Here is a 19,336-nt window from a genome sequence, read left to right on the forward strand (position 1 = left end):
TGGCTCAGTAGAAAGGTAGATGGGTAATGGGCGTCGCACCGACTTCATCGGCAAGCGACGTGGGTTTGGCGTACAGCGGCACGTCCAGTTCGGCGGCCAGCTCCGGAGCCGGCCAGCCGGCATCCGGGGCATCGGTCAGGCTGAGTACCGCCTGGCAGCCGGCTGCCTTGGCCCGTTGCGCGAAGGTAAAGCCTTGAACCTCGGGCAGCAGCTGCACGATGCCTGTGGCTTGCAGCGTCTTGAGCCAAGGGGCATCTTCCTTGGCCAGCAGTACCGTGGGCCGCTGGTTGCGGGCCAGGTTGCGGGCCAAGGTAAGCCACTGCTGGCCTACTTCGGCCTCGCGCAGGGCATCGCCGATCAGGAAGACGCGTGGAAGCTCCGCCGGCGTACCGCGTAATGGGCGAGTGGCCTGGGTGAGCAAATGGCTGCCCGGCAAGGCGGCGGCATAGGCGCTTGTCAGCGCGTTCCAGGGCAACTGGATGCTGCTCGCTTCACGGGCGAAGCGCTGCCAGTCATGCGAGCCGTCCTGGCTCAGCAGGCGCTGGTCACGGCAGAGGATGCGGTAGGGCGTGTCCAGCAGGGCGGGCAAGTCGCAGAGCTCGGCCGGGCAATCGGCCAGTCGCTCGAACACCAGTTCGTCCTGAGGCAACAGGCGAAGGGCCTCGACCAGGCTGTCGAAGTCTTGAGGCAGCTGGTAATCCAGGATCAGCGGCAGCGGCGCCAGCGGTGCCCGCAGGGTGACCCAGGTTCGATGCGTGTCGTGCTGCCAGGCCAGGCTGAACGGCGCGTCGTCGTTCGAGCCGTCATGAACATGCAAGGTCTTCTTGCCCTGTGCTGGCCAGCCTGCCGGCTGCCTGCGGCTGGCCGCTTGTTCGGCCAGGCGAACGAGGCGCGCCCGTTGCAGTGCGTCCCGCGCAGGCTTGATCGGGTCGCGCAGGCAGAAGACCTTGTAGCGAGCCGAGGCGTCCGGATAGCGTTGGCGCAAGATGGCGTTGTTGTGGGCCACGCGCAGGATTTTTTCCGCGCCGAACGAAATGCCGCCCTGGTGTGCCACGAAGACGTTGGGGGCGCCTAGGTGGTGCCAGCCCAGGTTGCGTGCGCGCAAGCACCAGTCGGTCTCTTCCCCATAGCCGCGGGCCAGGTGGACTTCGTCCAGGTAACCGACCTGGTGGAGCGCTTCGCGCTTGATGTACAGGCAAAAGCCGCAACCGGTTTCGATTTCCATCGGCGCGCTGGCAGCTTGCCGCGCCAGGTCGTCGAGTTCGGCCTGTTCGGCCGCGCTCGGCATGGGGTGGCTGATCTGGCTGCGCGGGAAGCTCATCAGCTCGCCGTTGTTGGTGAACGGGGTCACCGAGGCGGTGCGCCCATCGCGGTAGGCAACCTCGCGCAAGCGGTCGAGCCAGTCGCCGTGCACGCGCGTGTCTGCGTTCAACCACACCACGTCCTTGCTTGGGCTCAACGCCATGGCGCGGTTCATGCTGCGGATGAAGCCCAGGTTCACGGCATTGTGCACCAGGGTGATCTTGCCCTTGCCAGCCAGCACCTTGAGTGCCTTGGCCAGGGCGGGTATGGGGGTGGCGTCCTCGATCACGACCAGGCGCTGGGGGGTACGGTTGAGCTTGCGGGCGTCCAGTGCGCTGTTGATGCATTCGAGTGTTTCCTCCAGGCCGTTGTAGACCGGGATCAACACGTCGACAGCCGCCTGCCTGGCCGGCTCGGCTGGCGCGGATGGTGGTACGAACGCCGGCATGGCGAACACCGGGCTGCCAAGCAGCTCCGTGCCGTTGGCGAAGCTGACGCGCACTTGCGCGGTCGGATTGGATACACGGATGCGAATGCCGCCGTGGCTGGCCGGCAGCCCGGCGGCGCCGAGCAGTGGATGCGGGGCGTTGGCCAACGAGTCGATCTGCCTGCCGTTGACCAGCAGCTTCAACGCAGCGGGGCTTTGCAGGTTGCGCAGGTCGACCGCCCAACCCTGGATCTCGTTGCGTTCCGGCAAAAAGCGCACCACGCCCACGGTGGCAGGCGCATCGGCCTGTGCCGCCAGCAGTTTTAGCACCAGCGCCAGCTCGTTGGCGGCGGTGATGTCGGGCAGGTGCGCAAGGATCATCCGCCGCAGTTCGGTGGGAGCCTGCGACTGGCTGCGCGCTTGCCAGAGGGTCATGCGCAGCGCCGGGTCGTTGGGTTGCTGCCGCCAGGCTTCGGTCAGGTACTGGGTGGCCAGCGGGGCGTGCCCCTGGGCCAGCAGGCTGCGCCCGATCAAGGCGTGGATGTCGGCGCGGCCAGGCAATGCCTGGGCGGCGTTGGCGAAAAACAGAAATGCCAGCTGTGGCGACGTCGCGAGGGTCGCTATGCCTTTCCACACCATTGCCTCGGGCCGGTACTCGGCGATTTGCATGGCACGCTCGAGTGCGGCAGCGGCAAGGTCAGGCTGGCTGGCCTGGCGATGGCGGTGGAAGATGTCCATGAGCGTTTCTCGCCCATGGTCGAGTTGTCTGGACATAAGCTTGGCTTGGCTACAAAAAATAAAAAGAGGGGCGACCCTAGAGTCGCCCCCTTTCGCATACGCCCAGCCTTGCGGCCGGGCATACGCTTCGCTACAGCAGGGCTAGTTACACTTGGCCGTGCAGCACAACGACGTTGTCGATGTGGTCAACACCTTCAGCGGAACCAACGATGCCCAGGGCAACGTCGGCGTGGGTGCCGCCGTTGGCCAGCAGGCCCAGCCAAGCTGCCTTGCCAGCTTCGTCCGAAGCACGGCCCAGAGCGGACTGGTACAGACCTTCGATGAAGTCGCTGTCAGACTTGGTCTGAGCTTCAGCGGAACCAACGATGGCTGCAGCCACGTCGGCACGGCTTGCGCCGTTGAACAGCTGGCCTACCCAAGCGTTGTAGCCTTCTTCCTCGACTTCACGGCCCAGTACGTTTTCGTACAGATCGCGGACGAAGTCACCGTTCGACTGGTCTGCTTCGATCGCCTCTTGCGAGGTGGCGATGGCAGCAGCGATGTCGGTCAGCGAACCGCCGTTGGCCAGGTAGCCAGCCCAGTCGGCAGCGCCTTGCTCGTCAGCGTCGCGACCCAGCAGAGCCTGGTACAGCTCGTTGATGTCGGTAGCGTTGACGGCACCTGCGAACTCGGTGGAGTTCAGGAACAGGTTGGCGATGTCGGTCAGCGAAGTACCGTTGTTCACGGCACCGACGAAGTCCTTGGCGCCTTGTGCGTCAGCGTCGCGGTCCAGGATGCCTTGGTACAGGCGCAGGGCAGCGGCTTCATCTTCGCTGCGAGCCAGAGCAACGGTCTCGACTTCTTCGCCGTCGACGAAGGTCAGGAACTCGGCGTTGGTGATCGAGGCAGTCTGGCCAACACCGGTGGCAGCGCTGGTCAGGTTGACGTTGTAGTTGTTGCCGACGGCGAAGTCGTAGTCTTCACGCGAACCGTCCAGCTGGACCACGTCGAAGCCAGCGCCAGTGTCGACCACGTCAGTGTGGGCAGTGCCGCTCAGCACGACGGTATCGTCGCCCGCACCGGTCTTGACGACGTTGTTGCCAGCGCCAGCGATAACGGTGTTGTTGCCGTTGCCGGTGGTGATGACGTCGTTGCCGGCACCTGCGTCGATGAAGTAGTTCTGGTCGCCAGAGGCAGTGATCACGTCGTTGCCCGAGCCGGTCACCAGGACTTGCTCGATCTGAGCGTCAGGTGCGGCGGTGACGGCAACGTCAGCGGCCAGGGCAGCGAACACTGCCGGAGCTGCGCCGGCCGACTGGCCTTGCAGGTTGACGTTCAGGCTGGCCTCGCTTTCGAGGATGTAAACGCTGGCGCCAGCTTGTTCGGCTTCGGACAGGTCCACGGTGACCAGGTCGTTGGCGGTGCCAGCGATTTCGCCGGTCACAACGTCTACTGCGCCGTTGGTTGGCAGTTCCAGGTTCACGCCGTCGAAGCTGGCGACGTTGACGGTGGCGCCTTCAGCGTCCAGGCCCAGCAGGGAGCTGATGGCGTCGACGGTGCTGTCGGACAGTTGGGTTGCAGTCAGGTACGACTGAAACTCGGAGGACGAAACGGGGCTATCGTATTGCATGGTCGATTCCTGTTACTTCAAGCCATCTGGCTTGCTGCACTAAGATTCTGCTTAAAGGCAGAGTTTTCCCACGGAGACTTAGAGCGGGCAGCGTTCATCTTCGTAACGGGAGTGACGGCGATATGCAGCGCCACCAACGGCTCGTTGCCGGTGGGGCCATGCATCATCTGATTGGCGATCAGGCACTGGGGTTCGGCATTGCCGAACACGATATGGCCTGTCAGTTCGTAGTTCTTGCGCTGTGGACCGACCAGGCTGAAGCCTGCGCAGATCAGCGGCAGGCCTTCGCCACGCACGCCGACGAAGGTGCCGGTCGACACATTGCGGGTGGGGCCGGAGCCGGCCACCATGCAGGTATAGAGCAGGTCCACGCCGGCTGGCTTGCTGGGCCAGTCGACGGCGAAACCTTCGATGAATTCTTCGCTGTCTGGCGCGCCAACCCAGCCTTCGCCCGATCGGACTTCGCCACTGTGCTGCAGGTAGGCGGTCAGTTCCAGCGGCATGGGGGCCGCGTCGGCAGTGATGGCGGGAGCTGGCTCGGCAGTGGCCACCACGGCGTAGGTGCGCATGATGGCGGGGGAGGTGTCGATGCGGTCGATACGCAGGTCGATCGGGTCGATCACCTCGTCGAACATGTGGTACTCGGTGATCAGTACGGTAGCCACGCCACCTTTGACCCGGGCCACGATGGTGTCGCCGAGCTTGTTCAGCATGTTCTTGCTGATCCCCTCGGCGGGGAAGAAGTCTATGGAGCCCTTGCCCAGTGGCGCTTGCTGCAAGGCGATGCAAACCGGCTTGTTCCCAGGTGGCTGCGAAGCGTACCTGAAAATGTACATGCCGGGCTCCAGCAACGTCACCCTCGAGCTGATCTTCAAGCCGTCAAGCGGTTGTGAAGGCATAGACATGGCGTTGTTAAGCTCCTTTTAAACGAAACACTGGTAGCTAACTTGCTCAGACCCGTGCGTACACAAAAAACGGCCAGTGAAGGCTCCTTGCGAAGTGCGAAGATGCAGCCGTGCGGGAAAGTTGTCAACTCGCAACGATAAAAAAAATTTCATTTTCTAATTGAACTCCGGCCGCTTCGGCAAGGTCGCAAAGCCGATCGCAACGCGCGCCGAGCAATTTGCTCGAAGATTTTCTGGAAGATTTTTCCCTTTCAGATCAGCAGGTTGCGAATGCCAGATTTGATGATGCCAGCAAACTGACGTTTGCTTAGTTGTCTATAGGCGCTTGCTGGGTATCATTGCCGTCGGTCGCCTCGTCGGCAGCGGCTGCTGGCCTTCTGCCAGGCAAGTAAGTAACGCCGTATCGTTTATAGCACAGGGTGATCTGTGTCATTGTTCTTTCATGAAACTCACGTTTCGTCGGTTGTTCATGCCCTTGTTGCATGAGCGGACACGCTGCGATCCATCCGGCAGGTGTTACACTGCCGGCCGTTTTTGCCCTTTCTCAGTACGGACGCCATGAGTTCTCTATCTGAAAACAACCTGCAAGCCGCCCTCAAAGCCTGCAAGCACAGCTTCCTGTCGGTCGGTTTCTTCAGTTTCTTCGTCAATGCCCTGATGCTGGTGCCGACCTTCTACATGATCCAGGTCTCTGGACGCGTGGTTCCCTCCAGCAGCACCTCGACCTTGTTGATGCTGACGCTGATCATGACCGTGCTGATCGCGACGATGGGCTCGCTCGAGTGGGTTCGTTCCCGAATCATGGTGCGTATCAGCAACCGGCTGGACGTGATGCTCAGCCGCGACGTGTACCGGGCCAGCTTCAAGCGGGCCTTGAACAGCGGCGGGGCCGACGCCACCGCCCAGTCGCTCAACGACCTCACCGCGCTGCGCCAGTTCTCCACTGGCAATGGCCTGTTCGCCTTCTTCGATGCCCCGTGGTTCCCTATCTATACGGTGGTCATGTTCCTGTTCCATCCCTGGTTCGGCTTCATGACCCTGGCGTGCGGGTTGATTCTGACCTTCCTGGCGTTCGTCAACCACCGGCTGACGGCCAATGCGCTGGCCAATGCCAACAAGGAAAACGTCGCCTCCAACGTGGTGACCACCAAGACCTTGCGCAACGCCGAAGTGATCGAGTCGATGGGCATGCTCGAAACGCTCATGAGCCGATGGGCAAAGCGCCAGCGTCGCATCCTGATGTTGCAGTCAGAGGCTAGTGACAAGGGCGGCATCGTCACTACCCTCTCGAAGACCTTCCGCACCTGGTCGCAGTCGATCATGCTGGCCATCGGTGCCTATCTGGTGGTAACCCATGAGATCAATCCGGGCCTGCTGATGGCCGGCTCGCTGCTGTTGGGCCGAGCCCTGGCGCCTATCGACCAGATGATCAGCAGCTGGAAGGGCTTCGTCGCCGCCAAGGTGCAGTACGATCGTCTGAGCAATGTGCTCGATGATCTGAACAAGGAGCCCGAGCGCATGCCGCTGCCGGCTCCGGAAGGCCATGTCCAGGTGGAAAACCTGGTGGTCGCGCCGCCAGGTGCCAAGGCCCCCGTCATCCGCAACATCAGCTTCGTGGTGCCGACCGGTTCGATCGTCGGCATCGTCGGCCCCAGTGCCGCTGGCAAGTCCACCCTGGTGCGAGCGTTGATGGGCATCTGGCCGCCCCAGCATGGCGTGGTGCGCCTCGACGGCGCCGACATCGCCAGTTGGGACAAGCAGGCCCTGGGCCAGTACGTTGGCTACTTGCCGCAGGACATCGAGCTCTTCGAAGGCACCGTCAGCGAGAACATCGCCCGCTTCGAGCAGGTCGACCCGGAGAAGGTCGTGCAGGCCGCGCAGATTGCCGGTGTACACGAAATGATCCTCATGCTGCCCGATGGCTATGACACGGTCATTGGCAGCGAGGGCGTCAACCTGTCCGGAGGCCAGCGTCAGCGTGTCGGCCTGGCCCGCGCCATCTACGGCAACCCGCGGCTGATCGTGCTCGACGAGCCCAACTCCAACCTGGACGACGTGGGCGAGAAGGCGCTGGGCATCGCACTGATGAAGCTCAAGGAAAGCGGCGCGACGGTGTTCATCGTTTCGCACCGTCCGAACATTCTCTCGCGCCTCGATCGAGTGCTGGTGATGTCGGCTGGCACCATTTCCTTGTACGGCGAGCGTGACAAGGTCATCGCCCAGCTGGCGCAGCAACAGGCCAGCGCCCAGCAGCGCGTCGCCCAGGCGGCCGCCGCGGCCGGCCCGGGCACCCCGGCCACACCCGCTTCGCCGACACCACCCGCCGCGCCAGCCGGGGCCAACCCCGCCGCGCCGTCCAACGTAACCTCGACCGGCGCGTGAAAGGACCTCATCGATGACCAGCAAAGCCATAGCCCAGTTCGACCACAACTTCGATGACATGCCCACCTCCGATCGCGGCATTCGCCGCCTTGGCATGACCATCGTCCTGGTGACCTTCGGCATCTTCGGCACCTGGGCGGCCCTCGCGCCGCTGAGCAATGCCGTGCACGGTTCCGGTTTCGTCACCGTGCAAAGCTACCGCAAGACCGTTCAGCATCTGGAGGGCGGTATCGTCAAGGAGCTGCTCGCGCGTGACGGCGACACGGTGAAGAAGGGCGATCCGTTGATCGTTCTGGACGAGTCCCAGCTCAGCGCCGAATACGAGTCCACGCGCAACCAGCTGATCGTGGCCCGCTACAAGGAGGCGCGCCTGCGCGCCGAACGCGACCAGCTCGATGCCATCCCGCCGGTGCAGCTCAAGGGCACCGATTCCGAGCGAGCCCAGGAGGCGCTGGCCGGCGAGCAACAGGTGTTCATGTCACGCAAAGCTTCGCGCCTGGGCGAAATCTCCGTGCAGCGCGAACGCATCAGCCAGCTCAAGGCGCAGATCAGCGGCCTTCAGGAAATGATCCGTACCAAGCAAGGGCTCGAGAAGTCCTACAGCGGGGAAATCGTCCAGCTCAAGGACTTGCTGTCGCAAGGCTTCGTCGACAACCAGCGCCTGCTGGAGTCCGAGCGCAAGTTCGATATGCTGCGCACCGAAGTGGCCGACCACAAGTCGACCATTGCCAAGACCAAGCTGCAGATCAGCGAAACCGAGTTGCAGATCGTTCAGCTGGACAAGAAGTTCAGCGCCGAGGTGGCCGATGAGCTCGCCCAGGTGCAGGCGCAGGTGTTCGACCTGCAAGAGAAGGAGGCCGCGCTGCGGGACCGGCTGTCACGCATCGTGATCCGCGCGCCCGAAAGCGGCATGGTGCTGGACATGAAGGTGCACACCGTCGGTGGTGTGGTCCAGGCGGCCACCCCGCTGATGGATATCGTCCCCGTCGCCTCCGACCTGGTCGTCGAAGCCAAGGTCGCGCCTAACGATATCGATCGCTTGGAGCTGGGCAAGACCGCCGACATTCGCTTCAGTGCCTTCAACAATGCCACCACGCCGGTCATCGAGGGCAAGCTCACTCGCATCTCCGCCGACCGCCTGACCGACGAGCGCTCGGGTGATGCGTACTACCTGGTGCGCGTCAGTGTCACCGAAGACGGCATGAAGAAGCTCGCCAACCGCAAGCTGCAACCCGGCATGCCAGCCGAAGTGCTCATCAATGCTGGCGACCGTACCATGCTCGAGTACCTCCTCAAGCCGGCGCGCAACATGTTCGCCCAATCGATGATCGAGGAATGATTGTGCTGCGTTCGTTATCCGCTGTCGTTTTGAGCCTGGCCATTTCCCAAGCCTTGGCGGCCGAGCCCGTGGTACCCAAGGATGTGCCACCCAAGCCGGTCTCGGCCTCGACCTATGCACTCGACCTGGCCGCGCTGTACCGCGAAGCGCGCCTGGAAGACCCGCGTGTGCTGTCGGCTTACCTGCGTGCTCGCTCGGCCTCGGAGCAGCAGCGCGAGTCCCTCGGTGGGCTGTTGCCGCAAGTGTCGATCAACAGCAGTGTCAACCGGATTCTGCGCAAGGACGAAACCTCGCGCGAGGTCTATGACAACAAGAGCAATTCGTTGACCCTCACCCAGTACCTGTACAACAAGACAGCCTGGGAAAACTACCAGAAGACCAAGAGTGTCACCCGCCAGCGCGGCGAGCAGGCCGAGGACGCCCATGCCGAAGCGACTGTCGACCTGGCCAAGCGCTACTTCGTGGCGCTGGCGGCGGACGATGAGCTGGAGCTGGTACAGGCCGAACGCCGGGCGACCCAGAAGAACCTCGACGGCGTCAAGATGATGTACGAGCGGCAGATGGCCAAGATCACCGACATGCTTGACCTGCAGGCGCGGGTGGACTTCCTGGCGGCCCAGGAGGTCGAAGCGCGCAATCAGGTGCGGGTAAGCCGCGAGGCACTGTCGGAAGTGGTCGGGCGACCGATCAAGGAGCGTCTCAGCCGGATACGCAACGATGTCGCCCTGGAGGCGCCCCCGCGTCCGCTGGACAACTACATCACCCAGGCGATCGAAAGCAACCCGCTGCTCAAGGCCTACGAGCATGGGGCCGAAGCGGCCAATGCCGCGGTGCGCGAGGGCAAGGGCGGGCACTACCCGCAAGTCTCGCTGAACCTGAGCGCCCAGCGTAGCGACGTCGGCTACGACAATACCCAGGCACCTCGTAGCGACAGCTATGTGGCCAGCATCGGCGTGACCCTGCCGCTCTACAGCGGGGGCGCCACCTCGGCCCGTGTCCGGGGCTTGTATGACGAGCAGCTCGCTGCCGAAGAGGATCTGGAAGGCATTCGTCGCCAGGTGGTCAAGGAAACCACCACCTCCTACCTGACGGCGCAGGCCGCGGTGGAGAAGATCCGCGCCAACCGCAATGCCCTGTCGTCGGCGCAACAGTCGAGCATCGCAGCGCAGAAAGCCTTTACCTATGGCGTGGTCAACGCGGTGGACGTGCTGACCAGCGTCCAGAACGAGTTCAAGGCGCGGCGCGACCTGCTCAAGTCGCAGTACGATTTCATCACCAACCTGTTCATGCTCAACCGCTGGAGTGGGCAGTTGAACCAGGACAGCGTGGACAGCGTGAATGTCTGGCTGAGCCCCGAGCCGGACAAGGGCCTGCCAGGCGGTGAGGTCGCCAAGGTCGATCGCAAGGGGTAAGCGCGAAGTACTCTTTGCACCGGCAGGGTATGCGTGGGGCAGTGGCCGCCGCCGGGGCATCGGACCGGTCGCGAGGGACCGCAATGCGGTCCCAACCACACCACGCCCAGCCCCACCCTCGAAGACCATCCGCCTTTCCTTGCAGACCCCGAACGGAATGCCTGCTTCAATGTCGGTAGCACCTGCATCAGGTTTTTTCGACCCGCGTGTGTGTCATCCTGTTACGTTACGCCGTCGAGCGGCTTGCGGCAGTCGATATATACTCGCTCACGCACGTTCACGTCCGTGTCTCTGCCCCTGTCGGCGAGCCTGCTGTCGACACTTGAATGCCTTACATCGCACTAACGGAGTTGGCCAATCCGCATGAAAGCAATCGTTACCGGGATCACGGGTCAGGATGGCGCCTACCTGGCGCAACTGCTGCTGGAGAAGGGCTACACCGTTCACGGCACCTACCGCCGTACCAGCTCCGTCAATTTCTGGCGTATCGAAGAGCTGGGCATTCAGAACCACCCCAACCTGCACCTGGTCGAGTACGACCTGACCGACCTGTCGGCCAGCATCCGCCTGCTGCAGGCCACCGAGGCCACCGAGGTCTACAACCTGGCCGCGCAAAGCTTCGTCGGCGTGTCCTTCGAGCAGCCGCTGACCACCGCCGAGATCACCGGCCTGGGCGCGGTGAACCTGCTCGAGGCCATCCGCATCGTCAACCCCAAGGTGCGCTTCTACCAGGCGTCGACCTCCGAGATGTTCGGCAAGGTGCAGGCCATCCCGCAGGTCGAGAGCACTCCGTTCTACCCGCGCAGCCCGTACGGCGTGGCCAAGCTCTACGCCCACTGGATGACCATCAACTACCGCGAGTCGTACGGCATCTTCGCCACCAGCGGCATCCTCTTCAACCACGAGTCGCCACTGCGCGGCCGCGAGTTCGTGACCCGCAAGATCACCGACACCGTCGCCAAGATCAAGCTGGGCCTGCAGGACAAGCTCGAGCTGGGCAACCTGGACGCCAAGCGCGACTGGGGCTTCGCCAAGGAATACGTCGAGGGCATGTGGCGCATGCTGCAGGCTGACGAGCCGGACACCTTCGTGCTGGCCACCAACCGCACCGAAACCGTGCGCGACTTCGTCAGCATGGCCTTCAAGGCGGTCGGCATCACCCTGCAATGGCAGGGCCAGGCCGAGTCCGAGCAGGGCCTCTGCGCCGCCACCGGCAAGGTACTGGTTTCGGTCAATCCGAAGTTCTACCGCCCGACCGAGGTCGACCTGCTGATCGGCAACCCGGCCAAGGCCAAGCAAGTCCTTGGCTGGGAGCCTAAGACCAGCCTCGAGGAGCTGTGCCGGATGATGGTCGAGGCCGACCTGCAGCGTAACGAAAAGGGCTGCTCGTTCTGATGGTCCTGGCCGGCAAACGCGCCCTGGTTACCGGCATCCACGGTTTCACCGGCCGCTACATGGCCGCCGAACTGCGCGGCCGCGGCTATGAAGTGTTCGGTTTCGGCAACCAGGCGTGCGCCGAACCGGGGTATTTCCAGGCCGACCTGACCGATGCGGCGGCACTGCGAGCACTGCTGGCCGACCTGCAGCCGGATGTGGTCGTGCATCTGGCGGCGCTCGCCTTCGTCGGCCACGGGGTGGCCGATGCGTTCTATCAGGTCAACCTGATCGGCACGCGCAACCTGCTCGAAGCCATCGCCGCCTGCGGCAAGGTGCCGGGCTGCGTGCTGCTGGCCAGCAGCGCCAACGTCTATGGCAATGCCTCCGAAGGCCTGCTCAGCGAAGCCACCGCGCCGGCCCCGGCGAACGACTACGCTGTCAGCAAGCTGGCCATGGAATACATGGCGCGCCTGTGGCAAGACCGCCTGCCCATCGTCATCACGCGCCCCTTCAATTATTCGGGGGTGGGGCAGGACGAGAATTTCCTGTTGTCCAAGATCGTCGCGCATTTCCGCCGGCGCGCGCCAGTGATCGAATTGGGCAACCTCGATGTATGGCGCGATTTCAGCGATGTTCGCGCGGTAGTCGCCGCCTACGGCGGGCTGCTGGATGTCGCGCCGATCGGGCAGACGCTCAACGTCAGTTCGGGGGTTGCGCATTCGCTGCGCGAGGTTATCGGGATGTGCGAGGCCATCACGGGCCATTCGATGCAAGTGAGGGTCAACCCGGCTTTCGTTCGGGCCAATGAAGTCAAAGTTCTGCTTGGCGACAATAGCCGCCTGCGTGCGCTGGTGCCTGGCTGGGGCACGCCAGCGCTGCACGACACGCTGGTGTGGATGCTGGACAGCTGACAGGGGACCGCGCGATGAAGGTACTGCACTTTTTCAAGACCTATTGCCCCGAAAGCAAGGGTAGTGTCGAGCAGTTCATCTACCAGCTGGCCGAAGGCGGCAGGGAGCATGGGATCCTCGCCGACGTGCTGTACCTGAGCGAGCGCGGGGCGGCACGCAACGAGCCGGTTGGCCAGCACCTGGCGCATCGCTCGCGGCTCGACCTGCATGCAGGCGCGTCTGGCTTTTCGTTCTCGGCGTTCAAGGACTTCACCGACCTGGCCAGCCAGGCCGACCTGGTCCACTATCACTTCCCCTGGCCCTACATGGAACTGGTGCATTTCGCCAGTCGCCTGAACAAGCCGGCGGTGGTGACTTATCACGCCGATATCATCGAGCGGGATACCTTGCTCAAGCTGTACCAGCCGCTGATGAACCGCTTTCTCGGCAGTGTCGACCGCATCGTCGCCTCGTCGCCCGACTACGTGGCCAGCAGCGAGGTGCTGCAGCGCTTTGCCGACAAGGTCTCGGTCATCCCGTTCGGGCTCGACGAAGCGACCTATCCGACACCGGATGCCAGCAGGCTGGAGCATTGGCGCCAGCAGGTCGGGCCACGGTTCTTCCTGTTCGTCGGCGCGCTGCGCGACTACAAGGGCCTGGACTACCTGATCGAGGCGGCCAGGCAGGCCGACCTGCCGGTGGTCATCGTTGGCCAGGGGCCTCTGGAGCAGGAGCTGCGCGCCAAGGCCCAGGCCATCGGCGCCCATACGGTACGTTTCGTCGGCGGGCTCGACGACCAGGACAAGGTCGCGCTGCTGCAGCTTTGCGAGGGCTTCGTGTTCCCTTCGCACTTGCGCTCGGAAGCCTTTGGCATCGCGCTGCTCGAGGCGGCGATGTATGGCAAGCCGATGATTTCCTGCGACATTGGCAGCGGCATGAGCTACATCAACGAGCATGGCAAAACGGGTTTGGTGATCCCGCCGCGCAACGTGCAGCAACTGGCCGAGGCCATGCAGAAGATCTGGAACGACCCGGCCTGGGCCGGCGAGCTTGGCCGTGGCGCCCGTGAGCGCTTCGAGTGGTTGTTCGGTGCCGAGCGGATGATCGGCCAGTACGCCGAACTGTACCTCGATCTCGTCGCTGTAAGGCTCTGACATGGGAAGTGAACACATGGGCGCGGTACTGGTCACCGGCGGCAACGGCTTCGTCGGGCGGGCGCTGGTCGCGCACCTGCTGGGCAAGCAAGCGCGTCCGGTGGTCGCGGCGGTGCGGCGGGCCGACGCCGAAGTGCCAACCGGCGCACGCAAGGTCGTGGTGGCCGGGCTCGACTCGCGCACCGACTGGGCTGGCGCACTGGCTGGCGTGGAGCAGGTGGTGCATGCCGCCGCACGCGTGCATGTGATGGCCGAGGCGGCCAGCGATCCGTTGGCCGAGTTTCGTCGGGTCAATGTCGAAGGCACCCTGGCACTGGCCGAGCAGGCCGCGCGGGCCGGGGTACGGCGCTTCGTGTTCATCAGTTCGATCAAGGTCAACGGCGAGCAAACCCGTCCGGGTTGCCCGTTCGATGCCGAGCAGCCTGCCAGGCCGGTGGATCCGTACGGCATCTCCAAGCACGAGGCCGAGCAGGGGCTGCGACGCCTGGCGCAAGCCAGCGGCATGCAACTGGTGATCATCCGCCCGGTGCTGGTCTATGGGCCCGGCGTGGCGGCCAACTTCGCCAGCATGATGCGCTGGCTGCAACGTGGCGTGCCGCTGCCGCTGGGCGCGGTGGATAACCGCCGCAGCCTGGTCAGCCTGGGCAACCTGGTGGACCTCATCGGGGTATGCCTGGAGCACCCGCAGGCGGCCGGGCAGACCTTCCTGGCCAGCGATGGCGAGGATCTGTCCACCCCCGAACTGCTGCGCCGCATGGCCCATGCATTGGGGCGTCGCGCCAGGCTGTTGCCGGTGCCGCCGGCCTGGCTGGCGCTGGCGGGCCGGCTCACCGGCAGGACGCCGGTCGTGCAGCGGCTGCTCGGCTCGCTGCAGGTCGACATCCACAAGAACCACCAGCTGCTGGGCTGGCAACCGTCGGTCGCGGTGGACCAGGCCCTGCAAGCCACCGCGACGCATTTCCTGGAGTCCCGTCGTACATGATGTCTATCGCCTGGCTGCTGGCTGCCGTGGGGCTTGGTGCCTTTCTGCTGACGGCCCTGATTCGCCGCTATGCGCTGTCGCGCCTCATGGATATTCCCAACGCCCGCAGCTCGCACAGCGTGCCGACACCGCGGGGTGGCGGGGTGGCGATCGTCTGTGCGTTCCTGGTGGCGCTGACCGGGCTCTGGTTCAGCGGCCTGGTCGCGGGCGACGACTACCTGGCGCTTGCCGGGGGCGGCCTGCTGGTGGCGCTGATCGGTTTCATCGACGACCACCGGCACGTTCCGGCGCGCTGGCGCCTGCTCGGGCATTTCGCCGCGGCGGTGTGGGTACTGGCCTGGCTCGACGGGCTGCCGCTGATGGTGGTCGCCGGGTTGCCGATCTGCTCGCCGTGGCTGCTGTTGCCGGTGGCGGCGGTGTACCTGGTCTGGCTGCTCAATCTCTACAATTTCATGGACGGCATCGACGGCATCGCCGCGCTCGAAGCCATTGCCGTGTGCCTGGCCATGTGCGCGATCTACCTTATCGGCGGGCACGGGCAGGCGGTGATCGTACCGCTGCTGCTGGTGGCGGCGGTGGTGGGGTTCGCGCTCTGGAACTTCCCGCCGGCGAAGATCTTCATGGGCGATGCCGGCAGCGGCTTCCTCGGGCTGACCCTCGGCGCGCTGTCGCTGCAAGGGGCGTGGCTGCAAGCGGACTACCTGTGGGCCTGGGTGATCGTGCTCGGGGTGTTCGTGGTCGACGCCACGGTGACCCTGCTGCGTCGGCTGCTCAACGGCGAGAAGGTCTACCAGGCCCATCGCAGTCACGCCTACCAGCACGCCGCGCGGCGCCTGGGCAGGCACCTGCCGGTGACCCTGGCCAGCGTGGCGATCACCTTGGGGTGGTTGTTGCCAGTGGCCTTGTGCGTGGTTCGGCTGGGGCTCGATGGGGTGCTTGGCGTGGTGATCGGCTATCTGCCACTGGTCGGGCTGGCGCTGTGGTACGGTGCAGGGCGGACGGAGCGGGCATAGGGCTGTGGCTGGACGTGTAGAGGCCATTGCAGCCGGGGTGCCGGAGCGGCCGCGATGGCCCGCAACGCGGGCCCTTCTCGAAAAGACTGCCACCCCACAGCCCAGGAACGACAACACAAGCGCACCGGCCCTACCGGGCGCACCACTTTGAAGAGGGCGGCCCCTTGGGCCGGCACATATGGACAAGTTGCGCACCTACCTCGTGAACCTGCCACGTCGGCACAAGCGTCTGATCCAGGTCACCACCGACGTCGTCCTGGTCTGGCTGGCGCTGTGGCTGGCGTTCATCGTGCGGTTGGGCATCGACGAGATGTACAACCCGATCATGGTCCACCCCTGGCTGTTCGTCGCCGCGCCGATCATATCGATCCCGTTGTTCATCCGCTTCGGCATGTACCGGGCGGTGATGCGCTACTTCGGCAACGACGCCCTGGTGGCGATCGTCAAGGCGGTCAGCCTGGCCTCGCTGCTGCTCACGCTGGTGGCCTTCTGGTACAGCACGCCACCGCAGGTGATACCGCGCTCGATCATCTTCATCTATTGGTGGCTGAGCCTGCTGATCATCGGTGGGCTGCGCCTGGCCATGCGCCAGTACTTTCTCGGCGACTGGTTCACCGCTGCCCAGCATGTGCCTTTCACCAGCCGTGACAACGGCCTGCCCAAGGTGGCCGTCTATGGCGCCGGGGCGGCGGGCAACCAGCTGGTGGCGGCGCTGCGCATGGGCAAGGTGATGCGCCCGGTGGCCTTCATCGACGATGATCCGAACATCACCGAGCGGATGATCTCCGGCCTGCAGGTGTACAAGCCCGAGCATATCCAGCGCATGATCGACGACACTGGCGCCGAGGAGATCCTGCTCGCGCTGCCGTCGATCTCCCGCGGGCGGCGCCGCGAGATCCTTGGCTATCTCGAAGGCTTCGCCCTGCACGTGCGCAGTATCCCGGCGATCATGGACCTGGCCAGCGGCCGGGTGAAGGTCGACGACATCCAGGAGGTGGACATCGCCGACCTGCTCGGGCGCGATGCGGTGCCGGCCCAGCCTGATCTGCTCGAACGCTGTATCGTCGGCCAGTCGGTGCTGGTCACCGGGGCTGGCGGCTCGATCGGTTCGGAGCTGTGCCGGCAGATCCTCGGGCAGAAGCCCAAGCTGCTGATCCTGCTCGATCACAGCGAGTTCAACCTCTACAGCATCGCCGCCGAACTCGAGGAGCGCATCGGCCGTGAATCGTCGCGGGTGCAGGTACTGCCGATCCTCGGCTCGGTGCGCAACCAGGCGCACATGCTCGACATCATGAAGACCTGGCGCGTCGATACCGTCTACCATGCCGCCGCCTACAAGCACGTGCCGATCGTCGAGCACAACATTGCCGAAGGCGTGTTGAACAATGTCATGGGTACCCTGGGCACTGCCCAGGCGGCGTTGCAGGCCGGGGTTTCGAGCTTCGTGCTGATCTCGACCGACAAGGCCGTGCGCCCGACCAATGTCATGGGCAGCACCAAGCGCCTGGCCGAGATGACCTTGCAGGCGCTGAGCTGCGAACCGGCGCCGGTGCTGCTGGGCGCGGCCGACAACGTCGCCCAGGTCAGCAAGACCCGCTTCACCATGGTCCGCTTCGGCAACGTGCTCGGCTCCTCCGGCTCGGTGATTCCGCTGTTCCACAAGCAGATCAAGGCCGGCGGGCCGCTGTCGGTGACCCACCCGAACATCACCCGCTACTTCATGACCATCCCCGAGGCCGCGCAGCTGGTGATCCAGGCCGGCTCCATGGGGCAGGGCGGCGAGGTGTTCGTGCTGGACATGGGCAAGCCGGTCAGGATCGTCGAGCTGGCCGAGAAGATGATCCACCTCTCCGGCTTCAGCGTGCGCTCCGAGCGCAACCCTTCGGGCGACATCGCCATCGAGTTCACCGGCCTGCGGCCGGGCGAGAAATTGTATGAAGAGTTGTTGATCGGCGATAACGTCGAGCCCACTCGCCACCCGATGATCATGTCCGCCAACGAGGACTTCCTGCCCTGGCCGCAGCTCAAGGACAAGCTCGGCGAGTTGCAGGCGGCGGTCGACCGCAACGACTGTTCGCACGTGCGCCAGCTGCTGCGTGAGCTGGTCTGCGGGTATGCGCCCGATGGCGAGATCGTCGACTGGATCTACCAGCAGCGGCGGCTGGATTCCTGAAGATCACGACAGGTCGCGCTCGACCTGTCGGATTTGGTAAACATTGCGCGAAAGTGCCTGCATTGATTTCGACGTCGCACGCGCTAGGGTGTCTCGGGCAGCCAAGGAAACGCTGCCTCTAGCCATCAACAGGAGTGATCCATCATGCGCAAGACCTTTCTCTCTACCCTGCTTCTGCCACTCGTCGCCAGCCTGTCGCTCTCGGTCGGCGCGGCGCCGAAGGCGGAGCCGGTGGCCCAGGCTGCCACGGTCGAGCAGGCGATCCAGGCCCAGATCGACGTCAACAAGGCGGATGCTTCCGCCCTGCAAGGCCACCTCCTGGGCATCGGTAAGGCCAAGGCCGAAGCCATCGTCGCCTACCGTGAAGCCAACGGCCCGTTCGCCACGGTGGACGAGCTGCTGGAGGTCAAGGGCATCGGCAGCGCCCTGCTGGAACGCAATAGAGAGAAGTTGAGAGTGGAGTAGCACCGCCCAGCCGCAAGTCGCAAGCTACAAGCTGAGCGTGTCGACGACTCGATCTGCTTCCACTTGTAGCTTGCGGCTTTGCGGCTCACAGCTCACGGGTGATGGTCAACGATCCCGAGCCTCCTTGGCATCCGCCTCGGCATTGCGCTCCTTGATCTTCTGCTTCTGTTGCTCGGTCAACGGCAACTTGCTCGCCGTATCGCGCAGCAGCAGCAAGCCTCCGACGATGGAGCCGAGGGCAATCAGCAATATCAACCAGGCGTACCAGGGCATGGCATTCTCCATAGGCGAGCGAACGCGTCACATACTACTTCGAACGCCCGCCGTGCCGCCCGGTTCCCTTTCCTGGCAAGCCATCGTCCGTCCATGATCTTCGGCCCCATCGGCCTGGCACTTCGTTTACAATGCCCGCCGATTCAGACTTGCCTAGAGACCATGCCCCATGTCCACTTGCCAGACGCCCTTGATCGTAGCCCTGGATTTCCCTACCCGTGAGGCTGCCTTGCAGCTGGCCGACCAGCTCGATCCGGCCCTGTGCCGGGTGAAGGTCGGCAAGGAGCTGTTCACCAGCAGCGCCGCGGGCATCGTCGAGACGCTGCGCGACAAGGGCTTCGAAGTGTTCCTCGACCTCAAGTTCCACGACATCCCCAACACCACCGCCATGGCGGTCAAGGCCGCTGCCGAGATGGGTGTGTGGATGGTCAACGTGCACTGCTCCGGTGGCCTGCGCATGATGGCTGCCTGCCGCGAGGAACTGGCCAAGCGTTCCGGCCCGCAGCCGTTGCTGATCGGCGTGACCGTGCTGACCAGCATGGAGCGCGAGGACCTGGCTGGGATCGGCCTGGACATCGAGCCGCAGGAACAGGTGCTGCGCCTGGCCGCCTTGGCGCAGAAAGCGGGCATGGACGGCCTGGTCTGCTCGGCGCTCGAGGCGCCGGCGCTCAAGGCCGCGCATCCGGCGTTGCAACTGGTGACCCCGGGCATCCGGCCGGCCGGCAGCGCCCAGGACGACCAGCGTCGCATCCTCACGCCACGCCAGGCGCTGGATGCCGGCTCCGACTACCTGGTGATCGGCCGTCCGATCACCCAGGCCGCCGACCCGGCCCAGGCATTGGCCGCTGCAGTGGCGGAAATTCGCGGCTGAGTCGCCTGTCGCGGCGTCTGCCTG

The 19,336-nt window shown here is 64.4% G+C and carries 15 protein-coding genes; 11 read left to right on the forward strand and 4 right to left on the reverse strand.

What is annotated here, in order from left to right; genetic code table 11:
• Nucleotides 1–4: 4 nt before the first annotated feature.
• The 3 genes from ACY8GK_RS00405 to ACY8GK_RS00415 form a co-directional block, all read right to left on the reverse strand.
• A complete protein-coding gene (locus tag ACY8GK_RS00405) occupies nucleotides 5–2,467 on the reverse strand; it encodes a glycosyltransferase family 2 protein (protein ID WP_462402963.1) in 2,463 nt (820 codons plus the stop codon).
• Nucleotides 2,468–2,612: 145 nt separating this feature from the next.
• A complete protein-coding gene (locus tag ACY8GK_RS00410; protein ID WP_462401999.1) occupies nucleotides 2,613–4,076 on the reverse strand; it encodes a DUF4214 domain-containing protein in 1,464 nt (487 codons plus the stop codon).
• A 17-nt stretch (nucleotides 4,077–4,093) separates the two neighbouring features.
• Complete coding sequence (locus ACY8GK_RS00415) at nucleotides 4,094–4,975, reverse strand: hypothetical protein (protein ID WP_462402964.1); 882 nt, start codon at nucleotides 4,973–4,975, stop codon at nucleotides 4,094–4,096.
• A 564-nt stretch (nucleotides 4,976–5,539) separates the two neighbouring features.
• Here ACY8GK_RS00415 and ACY8GK_RS00420 point away from each other — a divergent pair.
• The 10 genes from ACY8GK_RS00420 (at nucleotide 5,540) to ACY8GK_RS00465 (ending at nucleotide 18,168) form a co-directional block, all read left to right on the forward strand.
• Nucleotides 5,540–7,363, forward strand: a complete 1,824-nt coding sequence (locus ACY8GK_RS00420; protein WP_462402000.1) for a type I secretion system permease/ATPase — start codon at nucleotides 5,540–5,542, stop codon at nucleotides 7,361–7,363.
• Between the two features lie 13 nt (nucleotides 7,364–7,376).
• A complete protein-coding gene (locus ACY8GK_RS00425; protein WP_462402001.1) occupies nucleotides 7,377–8,702 on the forward strand; it encodes an HlyD family type I secretion periplasmic adaptor subunit in 1,326 nt (441 codons plus the stop codon).
• Entirely contained in the window at nucleotides 8,699–10,114 is a 1,416-nt protein-coding gene (locus ACY8GK_RS00430) for a TolC family outer membrane protein (RefSeq protein WP_196179693.1), read from the forward strand. Before ACY8GK_RS00425 ends, ACY8GK_RS00430 begins: the two co-directional genes overlap by 4 nt.
• Before the next feature lie 363 nt (nucleotides 10,115–10,477).
• Nucleotides 10,478–11,509 (forward strand): GDP-mannose 4,6-dehydratase, encoded by a 1,032-nt coding sequence (gene gmd / locus ACY8GK_RS00435; protein WP_462402002.1) that lies wholly within the window; start codon nucleotides 10,478–10,480, stop codon nucleotides 11,507–11,509.
• Complete coding sequence (locus ACY8GK_RS00440; RefSeq protein WP_462402003.1) at nucleotides 11,509–12,402, forward strand: GDP-mannose 4,6-dehydratase; 894 nt, start codon at nucleotides 11,509–11,511, stop codon at nucleotides 12,400–12,402. The genes gmd and ACY8GK_RS00440 overlap by 1 nt, the downstream gene beginning before the upstream one ends.
• Nucleotides 12,403–12,416: 14 nt before the next feature.
• On the forward strand, nucleotides 12,417–13,535 hold the full coding sequence (locus tag ACY8GK_RS00445; protein ID WP_196179699.1) for a glycosyltransferase family 4 protein: 1,119 nt from the start codon (nucleotides 12,417–12,419) through the stop codon (nucleotides 13,533–13,535).
• A 1-nt stretch (nucleotide 13,536) separates the two neighbouring features.
• Nucleotides 13,537–14,517, forward strand: coding sequence for a UDP-glucose 4-epimerase family protein (locus tag ACY8GK_RS00450; protein WP_462402004.1), 981 nt, complete (start codon nucleotides 13,537–13,539; stop codon nucleotides 14,515–14,517).
• Nucleotides 14,517–15,530 carry an MraY family glycosyltransferase gene (locus ACY8GK_RS00455; protein WP_196179740.1) on the forward strand — a complete coding sequence of 338 codons (1,014 nt, stop codon included), beginning with the start codon at nucleotides 14,517–14,519 and terminating at the stop codon, nucleotides 15,528–15,530. Before ACY8GK_RS00450 ends, ACY8GK_RS00455 begins: the two co-directional genes overlap by 1 nt.
• A gap of 178 nt (nucleotides 15,531–15,708) precedes the next feature.
• Complete coding sequence (locus tag ACY8GK_RS00460) at nucleotides 15,709–17,703, forward strand: polysaccharide biosynthesis protein (protein ID WP_462402005.1); 1,995 nt, start codon at nucleotides 15,709–15,711, stop codon at nucleotides 17,701–17,703.
• A gap of 144 nt (nucleotides 17,704–17,847) precedes the next feature.
• Nucleotides 17,848–18,168 (forward strand): ComEA family DNA-binding protein, encoded by a 321-nt coding sequence (locus tag ACY8GK_RS00465; protein WP_462402006.1) that lies wholly within the window; start codon nucleotides 17,848–17,850, stop codon nucleotides 18,166–18,168.
• A 105-nt stretch (nucleotides 18,169–18,273) separates the two neighbouring features.
• Here ACY8GK_RS00465 and ACY8GK_RS00470 read toward each other — a convergent pair whose 3' ends face one another.
• The gene (locus ACY8GK_RS00470; protein ID WP_196179705.1) at nucleotides 18,274–18,441 is read right to left on the reverse strand and encodes a DUF2897 family protein; all 168 of its coding nucleotides are present in this window, start codon (nucleotides 18,439–18,441) and stop codon (nucleotides 18,274–18,276) included.
• A 169-nt stretch (nucleotides 18,442–18,610) separates the two neighbouring features.
• On the opposite strand from ACY8GK_RS00470, the gene pyrF reads away from it, so the two are divergent.
• Nucleotides 18,611–19,312 (forward strand): orotidine-5'-phosphate decarboxylase, encoded by a 702-nt coding sequence (gene pyrF, locus ACY8GK_RS00475; protein ID WP_196179707.1) that lies wholly within the window; start codon nucleotides 18,611–18,613, stop codon nucleotides 19,310–19,312.
• Nucleotides 19,313–19,336 lie beyond the last annotated feature (24 nt).

The sequence above is a fragment of the Pseudomonas sp. Marseille-QA0332 genome (genome assembly GCF_054950175.1).

What these genes read in the sequence shown, in the direction of transcription:
- ACY8GK_RS00405 (WP_462402963.1), bottom strand. Translation starts at nt 2,467, where the DNA reads ATGGACATCTTCCACCGCCATCGCCAGGCCAGCCAGCCTGACCTTGCC.
- ACY8GK_RS00410 (WP_462401999.1), bottom strand. Translation starts at nt 4,076, where the DNA reads ATGCAATACGATAGCCCCGTTTCGTCCTCCGAGTTTCAGTCGTACCTG.
- ACY8GK_RS00415 (WP_462402964.1), bottom strand. Translation starts at nt 4,975, where the DNA reads ATGCCTTCACAACCGCTTGACGGCTTGAAGATCAGCTCGAGGGTGACG.
- ACY8GK_RS00420 (WP_462402000.1), top strand. Translation starts at nt 5,540, where the DNA reads ATGAGTTCTCTATCTGAAAACAACCTGCAAGCCGCCCTCAAAGCCTGC.
- ACY8GK_RS00425 (WP_462402001.1), top strand. Translation starts at nt 7,377, where the DNA reads ATGACCAGCAAAGCCATAGCCCAGTTCGACCACAACTTCGATGACATG.
- ACY8GK_RS00430 (WP_196179693.1), top strand. Translation starts at nt 8,699, where the DNA reads ATGATTGTGCTGCGTTCGTTATCCGCTGTCGTTTTGAGCCTGGCCATT.
- gmd (WP_462402002.1), top strand. Translation starts at nt 10,478, where the DNA reads ATGAAAGCAATCGTTACCGGGATCACGGGTCAGGATGGCGCCTACCTG.
- ACY8GK_RS00440 (WP_462402003.1), top strand. Translation starts at nt 11,509, where the DNA reads ATGGTCCTGGCCGGCAAACGCGCCCTGGTTACCGGCATCCACGGTTTC.
- ACY8GK_RS00445 (WP_196179699.1), top strand. Translation starts at nt 12,417, where the DNA reads ATGAAGGTACTGCACTTTTTCAAGACCTATTGCCCCGAAAGCAAGGGT.
- ACY8GK_RS00450 (WP_462402004.1), top strand. Translation starts at nt 13,537, where the DNA reads ATGGGAAGTGAACACATGGGCGCGGTACTGGTCACCGGCGGCAACGGC.
- ACY8GK_RS00455 (WP_196179740.1), top strand. Translation starts at nt 14,517, where the DNA reads ATGTCTATCGCCTGGCTGCTGGCTGCCGTGGGGCTTGGTGCCTTTCTG.
- ACY8GK_RS00460 (WP_462402005.1), top strand. Translation starts at nt 15,709, where the DNA reads ATGGACAAGTTGCGCACCTACCTCGTGAACCTGCCACGTCGGCACAAG.
- ACY8GK_RS00465 (WP_462402006.1), top strand. Translation starts at nt 17,848, where the DNA reads ATGCGCAAGACCTTTCTCTCTACCCTGCTTCTGCCACTCGTCGCCAGC.
- ACY8GK_RS00470 (WP_196179705.1), bottom strand. Translation starts at nt 18,441, where the DNA reads ATGCCCTGGTACGCCTGGTTGATATTGCTGATTGCCCTCGGCTCCATC.
- pyrF (WP_196179707.1), top strand. Translation starts at nt 18,611, where the DNA reads ATGTCCACTTGCCAGACGCCCTTGATCGTAGCCCTGGATTTCCCTACC.